The organism is Pseudomonas mendocina (assembly GCF_003008615.1).
GTDB classification, from domain to species: domain Bacteria; phylum Pseudomonadota; class Gammaproteobacteria; order Pseudomonadales; family Pseudomonadaceae; genus Aquipseudomonas; species Aquipseudomonas mendocina_C.
Genome location: NZ_CP027657.1, coordinates 3,535,544 through 3,559,299 on the forward strand (window position 1 = coordinate 3,535,544; position 23,756 = coordinate 3,559,299).

Below are 23,756 nucleotides of genomic sequence, written 5' to 3' on the forward strand. Positions count from 1 at the left end.
GCGCCGCTGCGGGAGCGTCCCGCCAACCCCTTTCCGTTCCAGCGAGCAGAGAATAACCATGAGCACAATCAAGCATCTGATCAACGGCGAACTGGTTGCCGGTAGCGGCCGCACCGCCCCGGTGTACAACCCGTCCACCGGTGATTCCACCACCCAGGTCGGTCTGGCCGACCGCGCTACCATGCAACTGGCCATCGACGCTGCCAAGGCTGCCTACCCGGCCTGGCGCAACACCCCGCCGGCCAAACGCGCGCAGATCATGTTCCGCTTCAAACAACTGCTGGAGCAGAACGAGAATGAAATCGCCGCACTGATCAGTGCCGAGCATGGCAAGACCATCGAAGACGCCGTTGGCGAGCTCAAGCGCGGTATCGAGAATGTCGAGTTCGCCTGCGCCGCTCCGGAAATCCTCAAGGGCGAATACAGCCGCAACGTCGGCCCGAACATCGACGCCTGGACCGACCTGCAGCCGGTCGGCGTGGTTGCCGGCATCACCCCGTTCAACTTCCCGGCCATGGTGCCGTTGTGGATGTATCCGCTGGCCATCGTCTGCGGCAACTGCTTCATCCTCAAGCCATCCGAGCGTGACCCGAGTTCTACCCTGTTCATCGCCGAGCTGCTGAACCAGGCTGGTCTGCCCAAGGGCGTGTTGAACGTGGTCAACGGCGACAAGGACGCGGTCGACGCGTTGATCGAAGCGCCCGAGGTCAAGGCCCTGAGCTTCGTCGGTTCCACGCCGATTGCCGAGTACATCTATAGCGAAGGCACCAAGCGCGGCAAGCGCGTACAGGCTCTGGGCGGCGCCAAGAACCACGCCGTGCTGATGCCCGATGCCGATCTGGACAACGCTGTCAGCGCGCTGATGGGCGCGGCCTATGGCTCCTGCGGCGAACGCTGCATGGCCATCTCCGTGGCCGTGTGCGTGGGCGACCAGATCGCCGACGCGCTGGTCGACAAGATCGTTCCGCAGATCAAGGCACTGAAGATCGGTGCCGGCACTTCCTGCGGCCTGGACATGGGCCCACTGGTCACCGCTGCTGCGCGTGACAAGGTCAAGGGTTACATCGACGCCGGTGTCGAGCAGGGCGCCAAGCTGGTGGTCGATGGCCGTGATCTGGTGGTCGCTGGCAACGAGAACGGCTTCTTCGTCGGCGGCACCCTGTTCGACCAGGTGACCCCGGAGATGACCATCTACACCGACGAAATCTTCGGTCCGGTGCTGTGCATCGTCCGCGTCGGCAGCCTGGAAGAGGCCATGCAACTGATCAACGACCACGAGTACGGCAACGGCACCTGCATCTTCACCCGTGACGGTGAAGCGGCGCGCCTGTTCTGCGACGAGATCGAAGTGGGCATGGTCGGTGTCAACGTACCGCTGCCGGTACCGGTGAGCTACCACAGCTTCGGCGGCTGGAAGCGCTCGCTGTTCGGCGACCTGCATGCCTACGGCCCGGATGGCGTGCGTTTCTACACTCGCAAGAAGGCCATCACCCAACGCTGGCCGGCGCGCAAGAGCCACGAGGCCGCGCAGTTCGCCTTCCCCAGCAATGGTTGAGTGAGGCGAAGCGTTTAACGAAAGGCCGGTCGTGAGACCGGCCTTTTTCGTTGGGCTGCCAGATCACCGCTCCAGCGCATATGTTGAGAGCGGGGTGTGCTGCGTATTGGCTGATACGGACTAAGCGTCACCAACCTATTGCCCGTCAGTGATGCTCCAGGCGATCAATACGTAGGGTGCGCTGTGCGCACCGATGTCGGCGCATCTGCTATCGGCGTACACCGTGCGCGCAGGCATCGAGTGCTACCTGATCGACATCATCAGCTATCGGCTTCCCTTTCGTTAGCGGGACAGCCGGTGGTTCCTGCGCAGGTCGACCAGATCCTGATAGGTACAGGTTTGCGGCTGCGGGCCAGTCAAGTCATAGCAGCGCTGGCCGAAGCCCATCGGCCAGTAAGCGATGCCGACCGGAGGCCAGAAAATCGAGGCGACGCGGAAACGTGTCTTCAGGCGGCCACTCTGGATGACATGAGCTTGCTTGTCCTCCAGCCGATAAGGCACGCCGCCTGCTGCGCCCCACGAAAATGGGCGAGTCTTGACCAGGCCTTCTTTGTGAAGCGCCGGGCGCTCGTTGACGATGAGGGTGCTCTCGCTGGGGAGCTTGACCCAGGTGGCAGTGGAGCAACCGCTGACGATGAGCGCGGCTGCCAGCATGGCGGCGGACTTGAAGGAAGACATCCGGATTACATCCTTGTCGTGAGTGCTAAAAAGGGCCGCGTACTATAAAGGCTTATGGCCATTATGGGGTGTCGAATTTCCCCTAAAGAGCTGGGCCCTTGTGCAGCGATAAAGCGAAAGTCCGTTCGCGGAGTTGGCCTTTTGGCTATCGACCCTATACATATCTCCCCTCGGTCGCCTCTGGTACAACAGCCGGCAGTAGAAAAGGGAGAAGAACAATGACCGAACCATTCAAGCTGGATCTACACGCATACCTCGAGCGGCTGGGTTATTCATCGGCGCCACCTCCCACCCTCGACACCCTGCGCGACCTGCAGGCACGGCATACCGCCGAATTTCCCTTCGAAACCTTGTCGACCATGCTGCGCGTGCCGGTCGAAGTCGAACCCGCAGCGATTCAAGACAAGCTGCTGCGCCAGGGGCGTGGCGGTTACTGTTTCGAACTCAACCGCCTGTTTCTCCTGCTGCTGCAGGCGCTGGGTTTCGACGCACGCGGGCTGACAGGGCGCGTGGTCATGGGCGGGCCGGAAGATGCCTTGCCGGCGCGCACCCATATGCTGGTGCTGGTGACCTTGGATGGCGTGCGCTACATCACTGATGTCGGCTTCGGCGGCATGGTGCCGACGGGCCCCTTGCTGCTCGACAGCGAGGCCGAACAGGCCACCCCACATGAGCCTTATCGCCTCACACTGGTCGATGGCACCTACACCCTGCGCGCGCTGGTGGCCGGTAGCTGGCGGGCGATGTACGTGTTCGATCTGCAGAAGGTGGCGGATATCGATTACGTGGTCGGTAACTGGTACGTGTGCACCCATCCGGATTCCCCCTTCCTCGGCCAGATGATCGCCGCGCGCACCGGCCCAGGCTTGCGCAAGACCCTGAATAACGGCAGCTTCGCCATCCACCGCCTGGGGCAGGCGAGTGAGCGGGTGCAGTTGCAGAGTGTCGATGAGGTACTGAGGGTGTTGCGCGAGGAGTTTGGTATTCAGGTACCGGAGCGTCCTGAACTACGCGAGATCGTCGAGCGGTTGATTGCGGGGGCATAAAAGGGAAGGCCGGCTGGCATCACCGACTTTTGGTGAGAGGGCTTTAGCCGCGACCTGAAGCCGGCCCCGTCTGTAGGAGCGGCTTCAGCCGCGAAAATCGCAGGTGCCAGCGGATCTCAACGATGGCATGCGAGCAGTCCCCTCACCTAATTTAGCGGGGATGGCGCACTCCAACACCATTTATGTGTGGTGAAAGTGTCACGCCATAGTCCATCAGGCGATCCGTTGAGCCGGCTCACTCTCCCTACGCGAGTGAGCCGTGGTGCGATCAGGCCAGTGCCGTGCGCTGTCGACCTTCTACCCGACGCTTCAACGCCGCGCCTTCGACGATCTCCAGTCCGCCGCCCTGGGCGCGGGCGGAGCGGCCCCAGTCTTCCAGCAGTTCCATGCAGGCATGGTCGATATAGCTGACCCGTGCCAGGCTCAGGTGCAGGCAAGTACCGGGTTCGACGCTGGCCAGCAGCTTGGCCAGTTGCGGTACGCGCAGGAAGGTGGCGGCGCCGCTCATGCGCAATTCGGCGCTGTTCGGGCCGGTTGGTACCAGCTTCATGCGCAGGCGCGAGGCATTCCAGACCAGTTTCAGCAGGGTCAGGGCGAAGCCCACCAGTACGCCGGTCAGCAGGTCGGTGAAGACGATGCACAGCGCCGTGGCGAGGTAGATGAACACCGGGGCGCGTCCGTACTGGCCGAGGTTGCGCATGGCCTTGGGATCGACCAGTTTGCAGCCGGTGTACACCAGCACTGCGCCCAGGCTGGCCACCGGAATGCTCTGCAGTACGCCGGGCAGCAGGGCGACCAGTGCCAGCAGCCAGGCACCGTGGAGGATGGTCGAGGCGCGGCCGCGAGCGCCGGCCTGGACGTTGGCCGAGCTGCGCACGATCACGCCGGTCATCGGCAGGGCGCCGACCGCGCCACAGAGCATGTTGCCGATGCCCTGGGCGGACAGTTCGCGGTTGAAGCGCGTCCGCGGGCCGTCGTGCATGCGGTCTACCGCAGCAGCGGACAGCAGTGTCTCGGCGCTGGCGATAAAGGCCAGGGCCAGTGCCGCGACCAGCAATTGCGGATCGGCCAGGCTGGCCAGCCCTTGCGGGGTGATCCAGTCGATGGCCTCGCCCAGGTTGGCTGGTAGTTCGACGCGCTTGACCGGCAGTGCCAGCCACAGGCTGGTCAGGGTGGCGAGCGTCACGCCGACCAGGGCGCCAGGCAGAAAGCGCAGCGGCGCTGGGCGAAAACGCTCCCACAGCCAGATGCTGGCAATGGTACCGAGGCCCACTGCGCCGGCGATCATGGCATTGCTGCCGAGCAGGCTCAGCGCATCACGTACGGCGCCAGGGAAGGCCAGCAGGTTGTCCAGGCCGGAGGCCTTGGGCGCTGCGTCGATCATCACGTGCACCTGTGAGAGCACGATGAGGATGCCGATGCCGGCCAGCATGCCGTAGACCACGGCTGGCGCAGTGACACGAAACCAGCCGCCCAGGCGCAAGGTGCCGGCGACCAGTTGGATCAGGCCGGCCAGCAACAATACCGGGCCAAGTGCGGCAACGCCGTGGGTACGTACCAGCTCGAATACCAGTACGGCGAGGCCGGCAGCCGGGCCGCTGACTTGTAGCGGTGCACCGGCGAGAAAACCGACTACCAGGCCACCGATGATGCCGGTGATCAGACCCTTGGCGGGCGGCATGCCGGAGGCGATGGCAATGCCCATGCACAGTGGCAGGGCGACGAGAAAGACCACGATGGACGCTAGTGCGTCCCGTGGCAGTGTGCGAAACACATTCATGAGGTGATCTCCTGGCCCGAATTGCGGGCAAAAGCAGCCCGTGCCTGCCCCAACATCCAGTGCAGGCTCGGGGGAACGGGTGGGTCAGGCGCTGGCGTAGCGAGGTTGTGGGGTGGCGCAGGGCTGTTCGTCGCCATCGAGCGCAAGGAAGCTGCCCGATGCGGCGTCGTAGGCGCGGATGTTGCCGCTGTCGATGTCATAGACCCAGCCGTGGATCTGCAGTTGGCCGCTGGCCACGCGTGCAGCGACGGAAGGGTGGGTGCGCAGGTGGTCGAGTTGGGCCACCACGTTCTCTTCGGTCAGTACGCCGAGGGTTTCATGGGCGCTGCCGCAATTGCAGTTGTCCGCCACCACGCTGCGCGCTACCTCGGCATGGCGCAGCCAGGCGCGCACGGTGGGCATGCCATCGAGGCTGGCCGGGTTGAGCACGGCCTTCATCGCGCCACAGTCGGAATGGCCGCAGAGAATGATGTGCTGCACGCCGAGCGCCAGTACGGCGTACTCGATGGCGGTGGAGACTCCGCCATTCATCTGCCCATACGGCGGTACCACGTTACCCACGTTGCGGGTGACGAACAGGGTGCCGGGGTCGCTCTGGGTAATCAGCTCCGGCACGATGCGCGAGTCGGCGCAGGTGATGAACATCGCGCTGGGCGCCTGTGCCGAGGCTAGGCGCTTGAACAGTGCCTGCTGCTGCGGGTAAACCTCCTGGCGAAAACGCCGAAAGCCCTGCAGCAGTTGTTGCAGGGCGGCCTGGGCGTTGTCCTTGGCGACGGGGCGCAGGGTGTTGCCGGTTCGGGAAGCGGTTGAGTTCATCGTTGCATCTCCTGTGATTTTCATCGGTGACGTTCTCGACTGCTGGCCAAACGCCTGTGACCAATCGGTCACTTCCGCTGCAACGATAAGGATTCTTACTTAAGCAAAACTGAACGAGAGGCTCTAAAACGCCACTATCGGCCAGTCTGGTGGTGTCCCGCGAGAACCAGCGCTCGCCTTGGAGCGCGGCGGCTTGTCAGGCCTCGCCGTGCTCGCGAAGATACGGGCTCTCGCCTACTTCCAGGGAAGGTTCCGTATGCGCGCCCCTGTGCTGCTCGCTCTGTGTCTGTCGCCCGTGCTCGCTGCTGCCGAAGGCACGCTCACTGCCACCGTCGTCCATGCCGACTTTTCTCAGGCCCCGGAAGTGCGTCTGCTGGTGCGCGTGCTGGATGAGGCTTTTGCTACCGATCAGGAGTCCATCGTCGGCAAATGCCCACTGGCTAGCGAGCCAAGCCAACACCTGGCGCCGAACAGTTGCTTCGAGGTGAGTATCGACGAGGGCAGTGGCCCACTGCAGCCGATCTATCAGACGTTACTGGCCAAGCCAGAACGCGCCAGCGACCCGATCTACCTGGAACTGGTTTATCGCAGCCAGCTGCAGCCGCTCTATGGCGACGTCTACAGCCGGCCGAAGGCACGCCTGCGGGTGGAGAGCAATGGTTTCTACAACTGGAATGACGAGATGCTCCAGGCGCTGCCGCAGAACGTGATGGCTCTGGGCGGAATCAATGCGCTGGTGTTGGGGGATGCCGATGCGCTGCTCAATGCGGCTTACCGCGAGCGCCTGCGGCAATTGTCGGACGAGGCCAGTAGCGCCTTGCGCCAGGCGCAGCGTAACTGGATCGCCATGCGTGATGCCGAATGCAAGCCTTACGGCGAGGAACAGCCTTATTCGGTGTTCGGCGAATTCAGCTACGACTGCCTGGTGCGCCTGACGCTCGACCGTGCCCGCCAGCTGGCGGTGGTACGCGGTGATCAGAGTTGATCAATGCTCGCCCTTCATCGCGCCGCTGAGGCCGAACATCAGCACCAGCAGGTTGGCGTCTGGTTTGGCGTCGGTTTGCATCTGCTTTCGTAACGGAGTGGTGGGGCAGGGCTCTACGGCCGTGCAGTCGTGCGCTTCCAATACGCGTGGGCCGGGCTCCTGCCAGGCTGCAGCGGCAATCGCCGTTACGCTGAGGGCGAGGCCGAGGAACAAACCTCGTGCTATTTCTAATTTCATTTTTCTAACCCCTTGAAAGCGCTGCCAAACGCTGTTCGCTAAACCTAGATCACCTATCACCTTGTCGCTGTCCTGTGCGACGAACGGTTCTTGGTCTCTGTGCGTAAAGTACTTGTGTATCGCTGAAGCTTCGTAAAGAACGGTTCGTCAGAGCTGCGCTCGATGACTTTTCGCACAGATCCTGGCGTGTAGCTGGCCCCAGCCGGGGCTGTGCTGGGACACGGGCCTTATCGGTTGGTTCAGTAATAGTGTGGGTAACGACTTAACGTAACCTTAGGTACCTGTTACAGCGCCTTGTAACAGCCGACCCTGGCAGGGGCAGTTGCCTGAAGCTTGTCCCATTACTGGTGTAAAGGTGCGAGGTAGAGCCACTTTCTGGTGGGCGCTCTGTGAATGAGGCACGGTGTCGCGATAAATCACTGCCGGCATTGGGCTGGCAGTCGTGTGTTCACGCAAGAGCTGTGCCGAGGCCCTTGGCGCCATCTGCGAAAACCTGGCGGTAACCCAGCAGCAGTTGTTGCCAGTCGGCATTCGCCCAGGGACTGTGGCGTCGCAGTTGGGGTAGATCGTGTTGGGCGGCTTGGCCGCGCGTCAGGCGGCGGCGGCTTTTTTCCAGATCCAGCAGGGCTACCTGCGGTGTATCACCGTCGATGCGTACGAAGATATGTTTTGCGTACAGGCAGCCATGTTGCCAGCGACCCAGGTGCATGCGTGCCAGGGTTGCACCGACAAGTTGCAGCAGTTGGGTGTGTAAGGCCTCGCCACAGACCTCGCGGCCGCCTTGGGCGTACCAGCTTTCGATATCCACGAAGCCTTCCAGCTCGGCAGTTACCAGCAGGCCACGCCATCCTTGCTGTGGGTCATGTTCGACTCCGCAGTAGACCAGCTTGGGAACGGGCACACCGAGCGCATCCAGTGCCAACAGCGCACTGCGCTCGCGCAGGACGGTCGGGCGCCCTTGTGGATGCAACAGGCTGCGGTAGATATGGCCGATCTGTCTTTTGGCATAGAGCACGCCGGTCTCATCCAGCAGGCGCTGTACACCGCTCTCGCCGCCGCGGCGTACGTTGGGTTCTTCGACCCACTCACCTTGCTGCTGCCACCAGTGCTGGAATGCTTGCTGAGGTATTTCGCTCGTGCTGCAAAGGGCCATGTTCTTGTTCTTCTATTTGATGGTTTGTGCAGCACTCGTTTCGTGAACGAAGGCTACGGCGTTCATGGTTGCCAAGAAACATAAGCAAACAACGTTCCCGAGTCCACCGGAAATGACCCTGGATTTTCCGAGCGGTAGCACTTTTTCACAGGCATAAAAAACCCCGCGACTAGCGCGGGGTTCTTGGTACTGCGTGGGGCCGGTCGGCTTACATCATGCCGCCCATGCCACCCATACCGCCCATGCCACCCATATCAGGCATGGCCGGAGCCTTGTCATCAGCCGCTTCGGCAACCATGGCCTCGGTGGTGATCATCAGGCCGCCGATGGAGGCAGCAGCTTGCAGCGCCGAACGAGTGACCTTGGCCGGATCGAGAATACCCATCTCGATCATGTCGCCGTAGGTGTCGGTCGCGGCGTTGAAGCCGAAGTTGCCCGAACCTTGCTTGACCTTGTCGACCACTACGCTCGGCTCGCCGCCAGCGTTGGCAACGATCTGACGCAGCGGTGCTTCGACAGCGCGACGCAGCAGAGCGATACCGACGTTCTGGTCTTCGTTGTCGCCTTTCAGCTCGTCGATAGCCAGCAGAGCGCGAACCAGAGCCACACCACCGCCAGGTACCACGCCTTCTTCCACAGCAGCGCGGGTAGCGTGCAGGGCGTCTTCAACGCGGGCTTTTTTCTCTTTCATCTCGACTTCGGTGGCAGCGCCAACCTTGATCACGGCAACACCGCCAGCCAGTTTGGCCAGACGCTCTTGCAGCTTCTCTTTGTCGTAGTCGGAGGAGGTTTCTTCGACCTGCTTGCGGATCTGCGCAACACGGGCTTCGATGTCGGCCTGGGCACCAGCACCATCGATGATGGTGGTGTTGTCTTTGTTCAGGACGACGCGTTTGGCGTTACCCAGGTGCTCCAGAGTGGCGCTTTCCAGGGACAGGCCAACTTCTTCGGAGATCACGGTGCCGCCGGTCAGGATGGCGATGTCCTGCAGCATGGCCTTGCGACGGTCGCCGAAGCCCGGAGCCTTGACGGCTGCGACTTTGACGATACCACGCATGTTGTTGACGACCAGGGTAGCCAGGGCTTCGCCCTCGACGTCTTCAGCCACGATCAGCAGCGGACGGCCGGCTTTGGCAACGGCTTCCAGAACCGGCAGCAGTTCGCGGATGTTGGAGATTTTCTTGTCGACCAGCAGCAGCAGCGGGCCATCAAGCTCGGCAACCATGGTGTCCGGCTTGTTGATGAAGTACGGCGACAGGTAGCCGCGGTCGAACTGCATGCCTTCTACGACGGACAGTTCGTTTTCCAGGCCCGAGCCTTCTTCAACGGTGATCACGCCTTCTTTACCGACCTTCTCCATGGCTTCGGCGATGATGTCACCGATGGAGCTGTCGGAGTTGGCGGAGATGGTGCCGACCTGGGCGATGGCCTTGGTGTCGGTGCACGGCTTGGCCAGCTCTTTCAGCTGGGCGACGATAGCGATGGTGGCCTTGTCGATGCCGCGCTTCAGATCCATCGGGTTCATGCCGGCCGCGACGGACTTCAGGCCCTCGTTGACGATGGCTTGAGCCAGAACGGTAGCGGTGGTGGTGCCGTCACCGGCAGCGTCGTTGGCCTTGGAGGCAACGTCTTTGACCAGCTGGGCGCCCATGTTTTCGAAGGCGTCTTTCAGTTCGATTTCCTTGGCAACCGAGACACCGTCTTTGGTGATGGTCGGGGCGCCGAAGGATTTGGCCAGAACCACGTTACGGCCTTTCGGGCCGAGGGTGGCTTTTACGGCGTCAGCCAGGACGTTGACACCAACGAGCATTTTCTTGCGGGCGGAATCGCCGAATTTGACTTCTTTAGCTGCCATGTTCTTGTTTCCTCAATTCTTTGACGATTAACGGGAAATCGTGGGTGATCAGGCTTCGACGACGGCGAGGATTTCGTTCTCGCCCATTACCAGCAGGTCTTCGCCGTCAACCTTGACGGTGTTGCTGCCGGAGTAGGGGCCGAATACCACTTTGTCACCGACCTTCACCGCCAGCGGACGGACTTCGCCATTGTCCAGAACCTTACCGGTACCGACGGCAACGACTTCACCTTGGTTCGGCTTCTCGGCGGCCGAACCCGGCAGCACGATGCCACCAGCGGTTTTGGTCTCTTCTTCGCTGCGACGGATCACGACGCGGTCATGCAGAGGACGAAGCTTCATTGTCGATCTCTCCTAACAATTTAATGGCCAACTTGCCGACTCTGTGTGGTCGGCGGGTTTGTAAAATCCGGCGGGGCCGGACGCGGCACGCTGGGCGCACCGCGGAAGTTGGACTGCCTCAGAGGGCAGGCACCTTGCGGTGACTGCTACATGTGGGCGGGTGAGGGCATTTCAAGGGTACTGACGTAAATTTTTTACATGCGCCAGGCATGGCGAGGGAATGGGCGCCAGGAAGTGGGGCGCCCTGGGGGCGGGTCAATCGCGGCGTTCGTATTCGCCTTCAAGTACATTTGGACGCGTCTGTCCGGAGCGGGCAGCGGCATCATCGAAAAAGGCCCGCTGGCGCAGGGCCTGCTCCTCGGCGCGGCGGCGAATCTTGCCGACCAGCAGGCGACGCGTGAAGGGAATCAGGCAGAGTACGCCGAGCATGTCGCTGATGAAGCCTGGCAGGATCAGCAGACCACCACCCACTGCGATCAGCAGGCCTTCGAGCATCTCTTGTTCAGGCAATTCACCACGCGCCAGGCGCTCGCGTGCTCGCCAGGCAGTTGCGACCCCGGCAACGCGCAGAAGGATGCTGCCGAGCACTGCGGTACCGATCACCAGCAGCAAGGTGGGGAATACACCGATGGCGCTGCCGACCTTGATCAGCACGGCCAGTTCGATGATCGGGAACAGCAGGAAGAGAAACAGAAACGCACGCATGATTCAGTGGATCCTTGGCGGAAGCGAGCTTCCAGTAGGGTGTAAATATGGGGCTTTGACCTGAATTCAAGCTGAAGCCGGCGCGGATTGCGGCCACTGGTCGGCGCGAGCCAATGCCACCAGCGCTTCGCGCGCCTGTCCTGGGGTGTTGCAAGGTGTTGGGAAGGCCAGCCAGTAAAGGCTTTGGCCAATGCGCAAATGGAAACCTTCACTGTCGACACCGGCCATCTGTGCGGGTTCATGTGTGGGAAGGCTGGCCAGCTCGACGTAGTGGGCGATGGCCTTGGCGTGGTCTTCGTTCATGTGCTCGACCATGCTCGCTTCGCTGCCGTTCGTCGCGAAGGGGTTGGTCAGAGCTACATCGTCGAGCCAGTGGATGGCCCCAAACCCGCCGATGAAACGCCAGCGCACTGGTTGCAATCGCCAGAAATCGAAGTCATGCGCTCGGTGGTAGTCGCGTGATTGGGGGAAAAAACGGTAATAACGCTGGGCGGCCGCTTCGATCTCGTTTTCGTCATGCAGCTGTTCTGCTTCGGCGAGTAAGGTGAGGCGGCCGACCGCCTGCACGTCCTCCGCGCCACGTTCGCCGACCAGTAGCGAGCATTTGGCGTCCTGCTTGAGGTTATGGGTGTGTTGGGCGATGCGGCTGATGAGGATCAGTGGCCTGCCTTCGGCGTCCAGGCAATAGGGCACCACCGATCCGAAAGGAAAGCCAGGCATGGCCTTGGAGTGGGTACTGAGCACGCCACGGTATTCCTTGAGCAGCAATTCTCGTGCATGCTTGCCGGCTTTCACGCTCACCTTAAATGACTCCTCGCAAAGAATTCGTAAGAACCTGTTCACGATCAACTGCGCGTCGGCGCTGCTGCGTTAAAAACAGGCTCGGAATGCTCATTTACAACTCGTAAACTGCGCTTCCTCGCCTGTTTTTGCCTTGCATCGCTCTAGCTCGCAAGATCGTGAACAGATTCTAATAAACGGACAGACGCCCTAGCATAGCGGTTAGCGGGCATCAGCGGGGCCGGTAAAAGCTGCACCTTGAGGGGAATAGCGATGCAACTGAAAGACAAAGTCATCATCATCACTGGTGGTTGCCAGGGGCTGGGGCGTGCCATGGGCGAGTACCTGGCGAGCAAGGGTGCCAAGCTGGCGCTGGTGGATCTTAATCAGGAAAAGCTGGATGACGCTGTAGCTGCCTGCAAGGCTGCCGGTGGTGATGCTCGTGCCTACCTGTGCAATGTGGCGAATGAAGAGCAGGTGACCCATATGGTCGCCCAGGTCGCCGAGGACTTTGGCGCCATCAATGGCCTGGTCAACAACGCCGGTATTCTGCGCGATGGCCTGACCATCAAGGTCAAGGATGGCGAGATGACCAAGATGAGCCTGGCGCAGTGGCAGGCGGTGATCGACGTCAACCTGACCGGCGTGTTCCTCTGCACCCGTGAAGTGGCGGCGAAGATGATCGAGCTGAAGAACGAAGGCGCGATCGTCAATATCTCCTCCATCTCCCGTGCCGGCAACATGGGCCAGGCCAACTACTCCGCAGCCAAGGCGGGTGTCGCTGCCGACACTGTGGTCTGGGCCAAGGAGCTGGCGCGCTATGGCATTCGTGTGGCGGGCGTGGCGCCGGGTTTCATCGAAACCGACATGGTCGCCAGCATGAAGCCGGAAGCCCTGGAGAAGATGACCTCGGGTATTCCGCTCAAGCGTCTGGGCAAACCAGCCGAGATCGCTCACTCGGTGGCCTACATCCTGGAAAACGACTATTACACTGGTCGTGTCCTGGAGCTCGACGGCGGTCTGCGTCTGTAATCCGCCAGGCCTGAACGAAAAACGCCCCGACTGGTTCGGGGCGTTTTCGTTTCTGCGGGTGGTGCGCGTGGCGCACCCTACGGTCAGGACTCTGGTTTGAAGCGTGCGGCTTTCTGTAGGGTGCGCTGTTTCTTATTAATGCGTACGAGCGACCGCGAAGCGGCTCAACTCGACCAGCGCATCGCGATACTCGCCAGCCGGCAGTACTTCCAGGCAGGCGATGGCGCGTTCTGCATAGTCGCGGGCCAGTTGCGCGGTGTAGTCCAGCGCACCGGCCGTTTCGACGGCTGCACGGATGCTTTCCAGATCCTCGATGCCGCCTTTCTGAATCGCCTGGCGCACCAGTGCGGCCTGCTCGGCGGTGCCTTCACGCATGGTGTAGATCAGCGGCAGCGTGGGTTTGCCTTCGGCCAGGTCATCACCGACGTTCTTGCCCAGGCTGGCTGCGTCGCCCTTGTAGTCGAGCAGGTCGTCGACCAGTTGGAAGGCCACGCCAAGGTGGTCGCCAAAGGTACGCAGGGCTTCACGCTGCGCTTCGCTGGCGTTGGCCAGGGCGGCGGCGCTGTGGGTGGAAGCTTCGAACAGCATCGCGGTCTTGGCGCGGATGACTTCCATATAGGTGTCCTCCGTGGTGCTGGCGTCGCGCACCTTGGACAGCTGCAGCACCTCGCCTTCGGCGATCACGCGGGTGGCATGGGAGAGGATCTTCATCACTGGCATGGAGCCGAGTTCGACCATCATTTCGAACGAGCGTGAATAAAGGAAGTCGCCCACCAGTACGCTCGGTGCGTTGCCCCACTGGGCATTGGCGGTGCTGCGGCCACGGCGCATGTCGGACATGTCGACCACATCGTCGTGCAGCAGGGTGGCGGTGTGCAGGAACTCGATGGTCGCGGCCAGCAGGCGCAGATCATCACCTTGGTAGCCGAGGGCCTTGCCGCTGAGTAGAACCAGCAGTGGGCGCAGGCGCTTGCCGCCGGCGGAGATGATATAGTCGCCGATCTTTTCCACCAGCGGCACGCGGGAGACCACCTGCTGGCGAATGATGCCATCGACGGCGGTGAAATCGTCCGCTACGACGCGGTAAAAAGCCTGGGGTTGCATCGACAAGAGGCGCTCCTTCTAAACTGCGCGGCATGCTAGGTGGCAGGGTAATTGCTGTCAAGGCAAGCACCCGCGGGCCTTGCGCCGGGTCAATGGCTTGCGTACAATCGCGCACCCTGAACATTCCCCCTGGGTATTTCCCTGCCTTACGCAATTGCAAGGGTGTCACTTCCGGCCCCGAGCAGCCATGCCAGCCAATAACGACTCTTCTAAAGCGCTGGGTGAGCAGGATCAACGGAGATTTACCATGTACGCAGTAATTGTTACCGGTGGCAAACAATACAAGGTCGCCGAAGGCGAATTCCTGAAAATCGAGAAGCTCGAAATCGCTACCGGCGAAGCCGTTACCTTTGACCGCGTTCTGCTGGTCGCCAACGGTGACGACGTCAAGATCGGCGCTCCGGTCGTAGACGGTGCCAAGGTTGTCGCAGAAGTCGTTTCGCAAGGCCGTCACGACAAAGTGCGCATCATCAAGTTCCGTCGTCGTAAGCACCACATGAAGCGTCAGGGCCACCGTCAGTGGTTCACTGAGATCAAAATCACCGGCATCCAGGCCTGACTTGTCGGCCCCGATCCCTTTATAGGAGTATTGACTCATGGCACACAAAAAAGCTGGCGGTTCTACCCGTAACGGCCGCGATTCCGAAAGTAAACGCCTTGGCGTGAAAATGTACGGTGGCCAGGTCATCAAGGCCGGCAACATCATCGTGCGTCAGCGCGGCACCCAGTTCCACCCCGGTTTCGGCGTGGGCATCGGCAAAGACCACACCCTGTTCGCTAAAGTCGAAGGCGTGGTCAAGTTCGAAGTGAAGGGCGCTTTCGGCCGTCGCTACGTGAGCGTCGTTCAGGCCTAATCGCCTGCGCGCTGGAAAAGCCCTGTCCGTAGGACGGGGCTTTTTTATTGGCTCGCCGTCCATGGCGGCAACCCTTCGGGCCGTCGCAAGCGACGTTAAAAACGCTCCAGGCGTTTTTTTTGTTTCTGTATCCTTGGGTTCTTGCCCGATCACCCGTATCGCCACGCTGCTCGCGTGGGGTCATCCGGCAAGGGCCTTTACGTTGTTCCGTTGACCCGCATGTTCTGCGGGAGGCATATCCATGAAATTTGTCGACGAAGTTTCGATTTTTGTAAAAGCCGGTGACGGCGGTAACGGCATGATGAGCTTCCGCCGTGAGAAGTTCATCGAGAAGGGCGGCCCCAACGGGGGCGACGGTGGGGACGGTGGCTCGGTGTTCCTCGAGGCCAACGAGAACCTCAACACCCTGATCGATTACCGCTATACCCGTAAATTCCTGGCGCAGAATGGCGAGAAGGGTGGCAGTACCGATTGCACCGGCGCCAAGGGTGAAGACCTGATCCTGCCGGTGCCGGTCGGCACCACGGTGATCGACGTCGCCACCCAGGAAGTGATCGGTGACCTGATCAAGCCAGGCCAGCGCCTGATGGTCGCGCAGGGGGGCTGGCACGGGCTGGGCAACACCCGCTTCAAATCCAGCACCAACCGGGCGCCGCGGCAGACCACGCCGGGCAAGCCGGGCGATTCGCGTGATCTCAAGCTGGAGCTGAAAGTGCTGGCGGACGTCGGTCTGCTCGGCTTGCCCAATGCGGGCAAGAGCACCTTCATCCGTGCTGTTTCGGCTGCCAAGCCGAAGGTAGCCGATTATCCCTTCACCACCCTGGTGCCGAACCTGGGCGTGGTCAGCGTTGACCGCTTCAAGAGCTTCGTCGTCGCCGATATTCCCGGGTTGATCGAAGGTGCGTCCGAAGGCGCTGGCCTGGGTATCCGCTTCCTCAAGCATTTGGCGCGTACTCGCCTGCTGCTGCACCTCGTGGACATGGCTCCGCTGGATGAGAGCGATCCGGCCGAAGCTGCGCAGGTGATCATCGACGAACTGGGTCGCTTCAGCCCGGCGCTGGCCGAGCGTGATCGCTGGCTCGTGCTGAACAAGATGGATCAGATTCCAGAAGAAGAGCGTGAGGCGCGCAAGGCCGATATCGTCGCTCGACTGAACTGGGAAGGCCCGGTCTATGTGGTCTCGGCGATCAGCCGCGACGGCACCGAGCGCATCAGTCGCGACATCATGCATTACCTGGAAGTGCGCGGTGAGCGCATCGCCGAAGATCCGGTGTTCGCCGAGCAACTGGCTGAGCTGGATCAGCGTATCGAAGATGAAGCCCGTGCTCGTCTGCAGGCGCTGGACGACCAGCGTGCGCTGCGTAAATCCGGGGTGCGCAGCGTCGATGATATCGATGAAGACGATGACTTCTTCGATGATGAAGACGACGATGGCCCGGAAATCATTTACGTCCGGGATTAAGCAAATTTTCAACGCCGCTTAATTGCGGCGTTTTTGTAAGGGATGCTCTGAAATAGTCGTCATTCCCGCGTAAGCGGGAATCCAGAAACATCGCAGCACCTGGACTCCCGCCTTCGCGGGAGTGACGCTGAGACTTTTTCAGGGTTTCCTAAGTGGGCGTTCTGGCTAAGGTTGGAAGATCATGCGTGACAAGGTGACCGGCGCGCGGCGCTGGGTGGTGAAGATCGGCAGTGCGCTGTTGACCGCTGACGGGCGTGGCCTGGATCGGGCGGCCATGGCTGTATGGGTCAAGCAGATGGTGGCCCTGCGTGAGCAGGGAGTCGAGCTGGTGCTGGTGTCCTCTGGCGCCGTGGCGGCCGGTATGAGCCGCCTGGGCTGGACTAGCCGACCTAGCGCGATGCATGAACTGCAGGCTGCCGCCGCCATCGGTCAAATGGTGCTGGTGCAGGCCTGGGAATCCAGCTTTGCCGAGCACAGCCGCCGTACGGCGCAGATTCTCCTGACTCACGACGATCTGTCCGATCGCAAGCGCTACCTGAACGCGCGCAGCACCCTGCGCACGCTGGTCGATCTCGATGTGGTGCCGGTGATCAACGAGAACGACACGGTCGTCACTGACGAGATTCGCTTCGGCGACAACGATACGCTGGCCGCGTTGGTGGCCAACCTGGTCGAAGCCGATCTGCTGGTTATCCTCACCGACCGCGACGGCATGTTTGACGCCGACCCGCGGCACAATCCCGATGCCAAGCTGATTCACGAAGCCCGTGCGGATGATCCGGCGCTGGACGCCGTGGCTGGTGGTGTCGGTGGTGCGCTGGGGCGTGGTGGGATGCAGACCAAGCTGCGTGCATCGCGTCTGGCTGCGCGCTCTGGCGCGCATACGGTGATCGTCGGTGGCGCCATCGAGCAGGTGCTGGCGCGGCTCAAGGCTGGTGAGCGCCTGGGTACGCTGCTGGCGCCTGAGCGCGGCCTACTGGCGGCGCGCAAGCAGTGGCTGGCTGGTCACCTGCAGACGCGTGGCACTCTGGTGTTGGACGCCGGTGCGGTGAAAGCCCTCAGCCAGGATCGCAAGAGCCTGCTGCCGGTCGGCGTCAAGGCCGTGCAGGGCAGCTTCCGTCGTGGTGAGATGGTGGTCTGCGTATCGCCTGACGGTCGTGAGATTGCGCGGGGGTTGGTCAACTACAGTGCTCTGGAGGCGCAGAAGATCATCGGTCAGTCTTCCGATGCCATCGAGAAGCTGCTGGGTTACGTGGATGAGCCGGAGTTGGTGCACCGGGACAACTTGATCCTGGTCTGAGTCGTTTTGAGCGAAGGAGGGTGCCATGCGTCTGTTCAAGGGATCTGTACTGGGTTTGTTGCTGTTGCCGAACCTGGCGCTGGCCGAGACCATCGGCGAAGTGTCCACGGTATTCAAGTGGGTCGGGCCGAACGACAAGATCGTCGTCGAGGCCTTTGATGATCCCAAGGTGGATGGCGTGACCTGCTACCTGTCGCGCGCCAAGACTGGTGGTGTGAAGGGTGGCCTGGGCCTGGCCGAGGATCGCGCCGAGGCCTCGATCGCCTGCCGTCAGGTCGGCCCGATCGAGTTCAAGGGCAAGCTCAAGGATGGTGAGGAAGTCTTCAAGGAGCGCACCTCACTGGTGTTCAAGACCATGCAGGTGGTGCGTTTCTTCGATCAGAAGCGCAACACCCTGGTGTACCTGGTCTACAGTGACCGGGTGATTGAGGGCAGCCCGCAGAATGCGGTAACCGCCATACCGATCCTGCCCTGGGCTCGCTAGTGCTTGGGGTGTGCGATGCACACCACGTTGTGTTTCATCACCAGGCGTCGCCCACAAAAAACCGCCCCGAGGGGCGGTTTTTTCATGCTGCCTGATCAGGCGCCGGGCGTATCCAGCTGCAGTCGCTGGTTGGACTGCGCCTGTACTTCGCGGTAGCGCTCGGCGTCCTTGGACAGGACGTCGGCCATGGCCGGGAAGATTTCGTCCAGCTTGCTGCGCCACTCTTCGCTCTTGGCCTGCTCCGGGAAGCAGCGGCGAACCAGGTCGAGCATGATCGACACGGTTACCGAGGCGCCAGGCGAGGCGCCGAGCAGGGCGGCGATGGTGCCATCCTGTGCAGCGACCAGTTCGGTGCCGAATTGCAGGATGCCGCCGTTCTTCGCGTCCTTCTTGATGATCTGCACGCGTTGGCCAGCCACTTCCAGGCGCCAGTCTTCGGCTTTGGCTTCCGGGTAGAAGCCACGCAGGGTTTCCAGGCGCTGCGCTTCGGACTGCATCACTTCCTTGATCAGGTAGCGGGTCAGATCCATGTTGTCGCGCGCTACCGCCAGCATCGGGCCGAGGTTGTTGGGGCGTACCGACAGTGGCAGGTCGAGGAACGAGCCGTGCTTGAGGAACTTGGTGGTGAAGCCGGCGTAGGGGCCGAACAGCAGGGATTTCTTGCCATCCACGACGCGGGTGTCGAGGTGCGGTACCGACATGGGCGGCGAGCCCACGGCGGCCTGGCTGTAGACCTTGGCCTGGTGTTTGGCGACCACTTCCGGGTTGTCGCAACGCAGCCACTGGCCGCTGACCGGGAAGCCACCGAAGCCTTTGCCCTCGGGAATACCGGACAGTTGCAGCAGTGGCAGTGCGCCGCCGCCAGCGCCGAGGAAGACGAACTTGCTCTTGAGTTGGCGAGTAGCGCCGGAGCGGGTGTCCTTGATGCTCACCAGCCAGCCCTGACCGTCACGCTTGAGGTCGGTGACTTTCTGGTTGCAGGTCACCTTGGCGTTCGGCTGGGTAACGAGGTAATCGAGCATCTGCTGGGTGACGGCGCCGAAGTTGACGTCGGTGCCGGCTTGTACGCGGGTCATGGCCAGCGGCTCGCTGGTGTCGCGACCAGGGATCAGCAGTGGCGCCCATTCAGCGATGGTGGCGCGATCTTCGGTGTACTCCATGCTTTCGAAAGCGTGGTGCTGGCGTAGGGCCTCGAAGCGCTTCTTCAGGAACGCGGCACCGCTGTTGCCGCGCACGAAGCTCATGTGCGGAACAGGGTTGATGAACGATTTCGGCGAGTTGATCGCGCCTTTCTCGATCAGGTAGGCCCAGAACTGCTTGGACTCCTCGAACTGGGCGTTGATGCTCACCGACTTCTTGATATCGATACTGCCGTCGGCGCCTTCCGGGGTGTAGTTCAGCTCGCACAGGGCGGCGTGGCCGGTGCCGGCGTTATTCCAGGGGTTGGAGCTTTCAACTGCGCCGGACTCGCGCAGTTCCACCACTTCCAGCGTAATGCCGGGGTTGAGTTCCTTGAGCAGTACGCCCAGGGTCGCGCTCATGATGCCGGCGCCAACCAGCACCACGTCTACGCTTTGGGAATCGTTATGCGCCATTAACCTCTCTCCAAGAAATACTGCACCAGATAGGCTGGCCTATCGGCCGGCCGGGGCTATACCGCTGGGCTCAGGCATCTTGCCCGGCCGTGTGGGGAGGGTTAAGGCTCCTGTTTACGGACGCAAAGTCGTTCATTTTTTCGCCACACTCTTGTGAAGTTGTTAAAACCGTCTTTTTCACGCTCTTTTGGAGCGGTGAACCTCAAAAGCTCGTCTGCCTCGGCGTGCTTTTGCCCGTACATGCCATGCGAGCACGGCTGCAACTGGTTCTGCTATGGGCTAAAGCCGCTGGCCGGGAATGGCAGCGCGAAGTGGGCGACTCTCTGGGACGGGGCGATGGCGATGCATCGGCGAGATGGTGCAACCCGATCAGGAGGCGTCCTTATAATCGGGGGCGGATTATAACGGTGAATGCGGCGAAATTGATCGTCTGGTGTGACTTTTATTATTCCATCGGTCAGGCTGCCAACGGCCGGGCGCTCTGTGCATGCTTGACGACTGGTGTGGCGCGGGCTCCGGCGGGGAGGGGGTGGCCCAGCCAACTGATGCATGTCTCGCCGACTTCTACCCAGTTTCCGCTGCTCGGTTGCTCGCGTGAATGGCGCAGCGCGCAGCAGCGCTCCTGGGTGTCGAGCAGAACAAAATGCTTCATTGGCTGGCGCGCGTTGAACAGGCTGAGCAGGAAGAGCATGGCGATGGCTCCGTAAATTGGCTGGCTCCCTTTATGGCGCAATTGGGTGACAGGGCCATGACAGGAACCGCCGCCTGGCTGGGCTTGTCGATAGAGGTATGGCTGTCGGCGACTGGCGCTGCTGGGTATACTGCTGGCCATTTCATGACATCCCCTTCGGAGAGATCGAGCATGCTGCATCGTGCGTTGTTCGCCCTGCTTGCTGCTGCCAGCCTGACCTTGGCTGGCTGTGCCCACAGCCCTCAGCAACTCACCCCGCAACCCAAACTCACCAGCTCGCTGACGCCCGTTGGTCAGGGGCAGCCGGTGGTGGTGCGTGTCGTCGATGGTCGCTCTTCGCCCGTGCTTGGCACGCGCGGCGGCCTGTATCCGGAAACCAGCGCCATCAGCGTTAGCAGCGAGAGCGTGCTGCCGAAATTGCAGGCCGAGGCCGAGGCGGCTGTTCGTCTGCTCGGTTTTACGCCGTCGGCCAATGCCTACAATGCACCCCAGCTGACTATTACCCTGGCTGACCTGAAGTACCAGTCGCCGAAAGAAGGGCTGTATGTGACTGAGGCGGATATTTCAGCCTCCATCCGTGCTGACGTGCAGGGTGGTAGCCGGCGCTATACCGGCCGCTATGGTGCGTCGCTGAATCAGCGCTTTGGTACCGCGCCCAATCAGCAGACCAACACCAAGCTGGTCAGTGATGTGCTCAGTGATGCGCTGACTCGCGCCTTCAAGGATCCGACCATCGGCCAGGTTCTGCTTCAGTAACGATCAGGGTGACTGCGCCCGGTGTTGCAGTCGCCCTTGAGGTTCTGAAGAGGCTGCTCACTTCTCTCTAGGTGGGAGTCTAGTGCTGCAGCCTCTGGTTTTCTCCTTCGCGCGCTAGAATCCACTCTTGATCCTAAGGGGTTCATGCGTTCTCCAGTCGTAGGGTGCGCTTTGCGCACCGCTTATCTGCGTATGCCTGGGCATCGCTGCTGAATGGTCGTTCCTTTGGTGTGCGCGGCGCACCCTACAAAAGCCTGATCCGCCTTCCCTGGTTGGCATTTGAGGTTTTAGCGTGAGTGCCGGTTGTTCAAGGTCGATGCTGTTTCGCATGGTGGCTGCCAAGTTGTCGATGGCAGTTGACTGCACAAACAAAAATGCCCGCATCTTTCGATGCGGGCATTTTTGGCAAGAACCTGTCGCGATTAAGCGGCAGCAGCTTCGCCCAGCGCTTTGATGTGCGCGTTCAGGCGGCTCTTGTGACGAGCGGCTTTGTTCTTGTGGATGATGCCTTTGTCAGCCATGCGGTCGATGACCGGAACTGCTGCAGTGTAAGCGGTCTTGGCAAGCTCGAGATCCTTGGCAGCAATAGCCTTGACCACGTTCTTGATGTAGGTACGAACCATCGAGCGCAGGCTGGCGTTATGGCTACGGCGCTTCTCAGCCTGTTTGGCGCGTTTTTTGGCAGAAGGTGAGTTGGCCACCGTCAAGCTCCTCGAAAACTGGGGGGTTACGACAAATAAGGCCGCGAATCATGCCGATCCATCTGCCTGCTGTCAAGTCTGATGACGCTTTCCTGTGCTGGCCTGACCAGTGGTGGCTCGCTACACTCGTCGCCTTCGTTGGGCGGCGGATTGTCCGCTACTAAACCTCTTTATGGAAGCCGAAACACTCCATGAATCTGCTCAAATCCCTGGCTGCCGTCAGTTCCCTGACCATGGTGTCTCGTGTGCTGGGGTTTGTGCGCGACACCATCATCGCCCGTACCTTCGGCGCTGGGGTGGCGTCGGACGCCTTCGTGGTGGCGTTCAAACTGCCCAACCTGCTACGTCGTATTTTCGCCGAAGGGGCTTTTTCCCAGGCCTTCGTGCCGATTCTGGCCGAATACAAAATGCAGCAGGGCGAGGAGGCCACGCGAACCTTTGTCGCCTATGTCTCCGGTTTGCTGACGCTGGTGCTGGCGTTGGTCACGGCCATAGGTGTACTTGCCGCGCCCTGGATCGTCTGGGCTACCGCGCCGGGGTTTGCCGCCGAGGCCGAGCGCTTCGAGCTGACGGTTGATCTGCTGCGCGTGACCTTCCCCTATATATTGCTGATATCCCTGTCATCGCTGGCTGGCGCCGTTCTCAACACCTGGAACCGTTTCTCTGTGCCGGCGTTCGTGCCGACGTTGCTCAATGTCAGCATGATCGTTTTCGCGTTATTCCTGACGCCCTATTTCGACCCGCCGATCATGGCGCTGGGCTGGGCTGTGCTGGTGGGCGGTCTGCTGCAATTGCTCTGGCAGCTGCCGCATTTGAGGAAAATCGGCATGCTGGTGCTGCCGCGCGTGAGTCTCGGAGATCTCGGAGTGTGGCGCGTGCTCAAGCAGATGGGGCCGGCGATTTTCGGCGTATCGGTCAGTCAGATTTCACTGATCATCAACACCATCTTCGCGTCGTTTCTAGTCGCCGGTTCGGTGTCCTGGATGTACTACGCCGACCGCCTGATGGAACTGCCATCGGGTGTGCTTGGCGTGGCGCTGGGTACCATCCTGCTGCCGGCGCTTTCCAAGACCTACGCGAGCAAGAACCGCGACGAGTACCGTCGCCTGCTCGACTGGGGGCTGCGCTTGTGCTTTCTGCTGGTGCTGCCCTGCACCCTGGCGTTGGCGATTCTCGCTGAACCGCTGGTGGTCTCGCTGTTCCAGTACGGCAAGTTCGGCGCAGAGGACGCGTTGATGACCCAACGTGCGCTGGTGGCTTACTCGGTCGGTCTGCTTGCATTGATTCTGATCAAGATTCTCGCTCCTGGCTTTTATGCCCAGCAGAACATCAAGACACCGGTGAAGATCGCCGTGGTCAGCCTGTTGGCGACCCAGGCGATGAATGCCCTGTTCGTCTTCGGCCTGGATATGGCTCACGTCGGCCTGGCGTTGGCCATCAGTCTAGCGGCCTGTCTGAATGCGGGACTGCTTTACTGGCAACTGCGCCGCGCCGATATCTTCCAGCCCTTGCCGGGCTGGGGACTGTTCCTGTTCAAGCTGGCAGTCGCGGTGGCTGTGATGGTTGCTGCGTTGCTGGGGCTGCTGCAGCTCATGCCGGCCTGGGCGGAAGGGGAGATGCTCATGCGTCTGCTGCGTCTCGGTGCTCTGGTTGCGGTCGGGCTGGTCGCCTACTTCGGCATGCTGCTGATATTGGGATTCCGCCTGCGCGACTTTGCAAGGCGGGCATTGTAGCCATTGCAGGGCGCCATCAGGCCGCTGCAGGAGCGGTGTGTACGGCGCTACCTGCGATTCCAGGCATCGCGATGCCTGTTGTGCATGGCGTGCTGTGCGTATAATCGGCCAC

The 23,756-nt window shown here is 61.3% G+C and carries 24 protein-coding genes; 11 read left to right on the forward strand and 13 right to left on the reverse strand.

Annotated elements, in window-relative coordinates:
• The first annotated feature begins 58 nt into the window (after positions 1-58).
• Positions 59-1,555, forward strand: a complete 1,497-nt coding sequence (locus C7A17_RS16495; protein ID WP_106739038.1) for a CoA-acylating methylmalonate-semialdehyde dehydrogenase — start codon at positions 59-61, stop codon at positions 1,553-1,555.
• 282 nt (positions 1,556-1,837) lie between these two features.
• On the opposite strand, the gene C7A17_RS16500 is transcribed toward C7A17_RS16495, so the two are convergent.
• A complete protein-coding gene (locus C7A17_RS16500) occupies positions 1,838-2,233 on the reverse strand; it encodes a phosphatidylethanolamine N-methyltransferase family domain-containing protein (RefSeq protein ID WP_106739039.1) in 396 nt (131 codons plus the stop codon).
• 218 nt (positions 2,234-2,451) lie between these two features.
• Between C7A17_RS16500 and C7A17_RS16505 the strand changes: the two genes are divergently transcribed.
• Complete coding sequence (locus C7A17_RS16505; protein ID WP_106739040.1) at positions 2,452-3,279, forward strand: arylamine N-acetyltransferase family protein; 828 nt, start codon at positions 2,452-2,454, stop codon at positions 3,277-3,279.
• Between the two features lie 268 nt (positions 3,280-3,547).
• Here C7A17_RS16505 and C7A17_RS16510 read toward each other — a convergent pair whose 3' ends face one another.
• Together C7A17_RS16510 and C7A17_RS16515 are read right to left on the reverse strand one after the other, a co-directional pair.
• Positions 3,548-5,059, reverse strand: coding sequence for a SulP family inorganic anion transporter (locus C7A17_RS16510; protein ID WP_106739041.1), 1,512 nt, complete (start codon positions 5,057-5,059; stop codon positions 3,548-3,550).
• Positions 5,060-5,143: 84 nt separating this feature from the next.
• A complete protein-coding gene (locus C7A17_RS16515) occupies positions 5,144-5,875 on the reverse strand; it encodes a carbonic anhydrase (RefSeq protein WP_325049291.1) in 732 nt (243 codons plus the stop codon).
• Positions 5,876-6,131: 256 nt separating this feature from the next.
• Between C7A17_RS16515 and C7A17_RS16520 the strand changes: the two genes are divergently transcribed.
• Positions 6,132-6,860 (forward strand): lysozyme inhibitor LprI family protein, encoded by a 729-nt coding sequence (locus C7A17_RS16520; RefSeq protein WP_106739042.1) that lies wholly within the window; start codon positions 6,132-6,134, stop codon positions 6,858-6,860.
• Here C7A17_RS16520 and C7A17_RS16525 read toward each other — a convergent pair whose 3' ends face one another.
• The 6 genes from C7A17_RS16525 to C7A17_RS16550 all read right to left on the reverse strand — a co-directional run bounded on the left by C7A17_RS16525 (position 6,861) and on the right by C7A17_RS16550 (position 11,953).
• Positions 6,861-7,097: a hypothetical protein gene (locus C7A17_RS16525; RefSeq protein WP_106739043.1), complete on the reverse strand. Its 237-nt coding sequence runs from the start codon at positions 7,095-7,097 to the stop codon at positions 6,861-6,863.
• Positions 7,098-7,545: 448 nt separating this feature from the next.
• Positions 7,546-8,250 (reverse strand): lipopolysaccharide kinase InaA family protein, encoded by a 705-nt coding sequence (locus tag C7A17_RS16530; protein WP_106739044.1) that lies wholly within the window; start codon positions 8,248-8,250, stop codon positions 7,546-7,548.
• Between the two features lie 208 nt (positions 8,251-8,458).
• Positions 8,459-10,105, reverse strand: a complete 1,647-nt coding sequence (gene groL, locus C7A17_RS16535; protein WP_106739045.1) for a chaperonin GroEL — start codon at positions 10,103-10,105, stop codon at positions 8,459-8,461.
• Positions 10,106-10,153: 48 nt separating this feature from the next.
• A complete protein-coding gene (locus C7A17_RS16540) occupies positions 10,154-10,447 on the reverse strand; it encodes a co-chaperone GroES (RefSeq protein WP_017675400.1) in 294 nt (97 codons plus the stop codon).
• A 255-nt stretch (positions 10,448-10,702) separates the two neighbouring features.
• Entirely contained in the window at positions 10,703-11,152 is a 450-nt protein-coding gene (locus tag C7A17_RS16545; protein WP_106739046.1) for an FxsA family protein, read from the reverse strand.
• Between the two features lie 66 nt (positions 11,153-11,218).
• Complete coding sequence (locus C7A17_RS16550; RefSeq protein ID WP_106739047.1) at positions 11,219-11,953, reverse strand: HugZ family pyridoxamine 5'-phosphate oxidase; 735 nt, start codon at positions 11,951-11,953, stop codon at positions 11,219-11,221.
• A 252-nt stretch (positions 11,954-12,205) separates the two neighbouring features.
• Between C7A17_RS16550 and C7A17_RS16555 the strand changes: the two genes are divergently transcribed.
• Positions 12,206-12,964 (forward strand): SDR family oxidoreductase, encoded by a 759-nt coding sequence (locus C7A17_RS16555; protein ID WP_106739048.1) that lies wholly within the window; start codon positions 12,206-12,208, stop codon positions 12,962-12,964.
• A gap of 135 nt (positions 12,965-13,099) precedes the next feature.
• Here C7A17_RS16555 and C7A17_RS16560 read toward each other — a convergent pair whose 3' ends face one another.
• Positions 13,100-14,068 (reverse strand): polyprenyl synthetase family protein, encoded by a 969-nt coding sequence (locus C7A17_RS16560; protein WP_106739049.1) that lies wholly within the window; start codon positions 14,066-14,068, stop codon positions 13,100-13,102.
• A gap of 247 nt (positions 14,069-14,315) precedes the next feature.
• Between C7A17_RS16560 and rplU the strand changes: the two genes are divergently transcribed.
• The 5 genes from rplU to C7A17_RS16585 all read left to right on the forward strand — a co-directional run bounded on the left by rplU (position 14,316) and on the right by C7A17_RS16585 (position 18,168).
• Positions 14,316-14,627 (forward strand): 50S ribosomal protein L21, encoded by a 312-nt coding sequence (gene rplU / locus C7A17_RS16565; protein ID WP_106739050.1) that lies wholly within the window; start codon positions 14,316-14,318, stop codon positions 14,625-14,627.
• A gap of 37 nt (positions 14,628-14,664) precedes the next feature.
• Positions 14,665-14,922: a 50S ribosomal protein L27 gene (rpmA, locus tag C7A17_RS16570; protein ID WP_031303584.1), complete on the forward strand. Its 258-nt coding sequence runs from the start codon at positions 14,665-14,667 to the stop codon at positions 14,920-14,922.
• Positions 14,923-15,163: 241 nt separating this feature from the next.
• Positions 15,164-16,384 carry an Obg family GTPase CgtA gene (gene cgtA, locus C7A17_RS16575; protein ID WP_106739051.1) on the forward strand — a complete coding sequence of 407 codons (1,221 nt, stop codon included), beginning with the start codon at positions 15,164-15,166 and terminating at the stop codon, positions 16,382-16,384.
• A 181-nt stretch (positions 16,385-16,565) separates the two neighbouring features.
• Positions 16,566-17,684 (forward strand): glutamate 5-kinase, encoded by a 1,119-nt coding sequence (gene proB, locus C7A17_RS16580; RefSeq protein WP_106739052.1) that lies wholly within the window; start codon positions 16,566-16,568, stop codon positions 17,682-17,684.
• A 25-nt stretch (positions 17,685-17,709) separates the two neighbouring features.
• A complete protein-coding gene (locus C7A17_RS16585; protein ID WP_106739053.1) occupies positions 17,710-18,168 on the forward strand; it encodes a CreA family protein in 459 nt (152 codons plus the stop codon).
• 95 nt (positions 18,169-18,263) lie between these two features.
• On the opposite strand, the gene mqo is transcribed toward C7A17_RS16585, so the two are convergent.
• Together mqo and C7A17_RS16595 are read right to left on the reverse strand one after the other, a co-directional pair.
• A complete protein-coding gene (gene mqo / locus C7A17_RS16590) occupies positions 18,264-19,763 on the reverse strand; it encodes a malate dehydrogenase (quinone) (RefSeq protein WP_106739054.1) in 1,500 nt (499 codons plus the stop codon).
• A gap of 457 nt (positions 19,764-20,220) precedes the next feature.
• Entirely contained in the window at positions 20,221-20,454 is a 234-nt protein-coding gene (locus C7A17_RS16595; RefSeq protein WP_106739055.1) for a hypothetical protein, read from the reverse strand.
• Between the two features lie 171 nt (positions 20,455-20,625).
• On the opposite strand from C7A17_RS16595, the gene C7A17_RS16600 reads away from it, so the two are divergent.
• Positions 20,626-21,210, forward strand: a complete 585-nt coding sequence (locus tag C7A17_RS16600; protein WP_106739056.1) for a YajG family lipoprotein — start codon at positions 20,626-20,628, stop codon at positions 21,208-21,210.
• A gap of 422 nt (positions 21,211-21,632) precedes the next feature.
• On the opposite strand, the gene rpsT is transcribed toward C7A17_RS16600, so the two are convergent.
• Positions 21,633-21,911 (reverse strand): 30S ribosomal protein S20, encoded by a 279-nt coding sequence (gene rpsT, locus C7A17_RS16605; protein WP_003243036.1) that lies wholly within the window; start codon positions 21,909-21,911, stop codon positions 21,633-21,635.
• A 191-nt stretch (positions 21,912-22,102) separates the two neighbouring features.
• Here rpsT and murJ point away from each other — a divergent pair, with 191 nt between their 5' ends.
• On the forward strand, positions 22,103-23,644 hold the full coding sequence (murJ, locus tag C7A17_RS16610; RefSeq protein WP_106739057.1) for a murein biosynthesis integral membrane protein MurJ: 1,542 nt from the start codon (positions 22,103-22,105) through the stop codon (positions 23,642-23,644).
• The last annotated feature ends 112 nt before the right edge of the window (positions 23,645-23,756 follow it).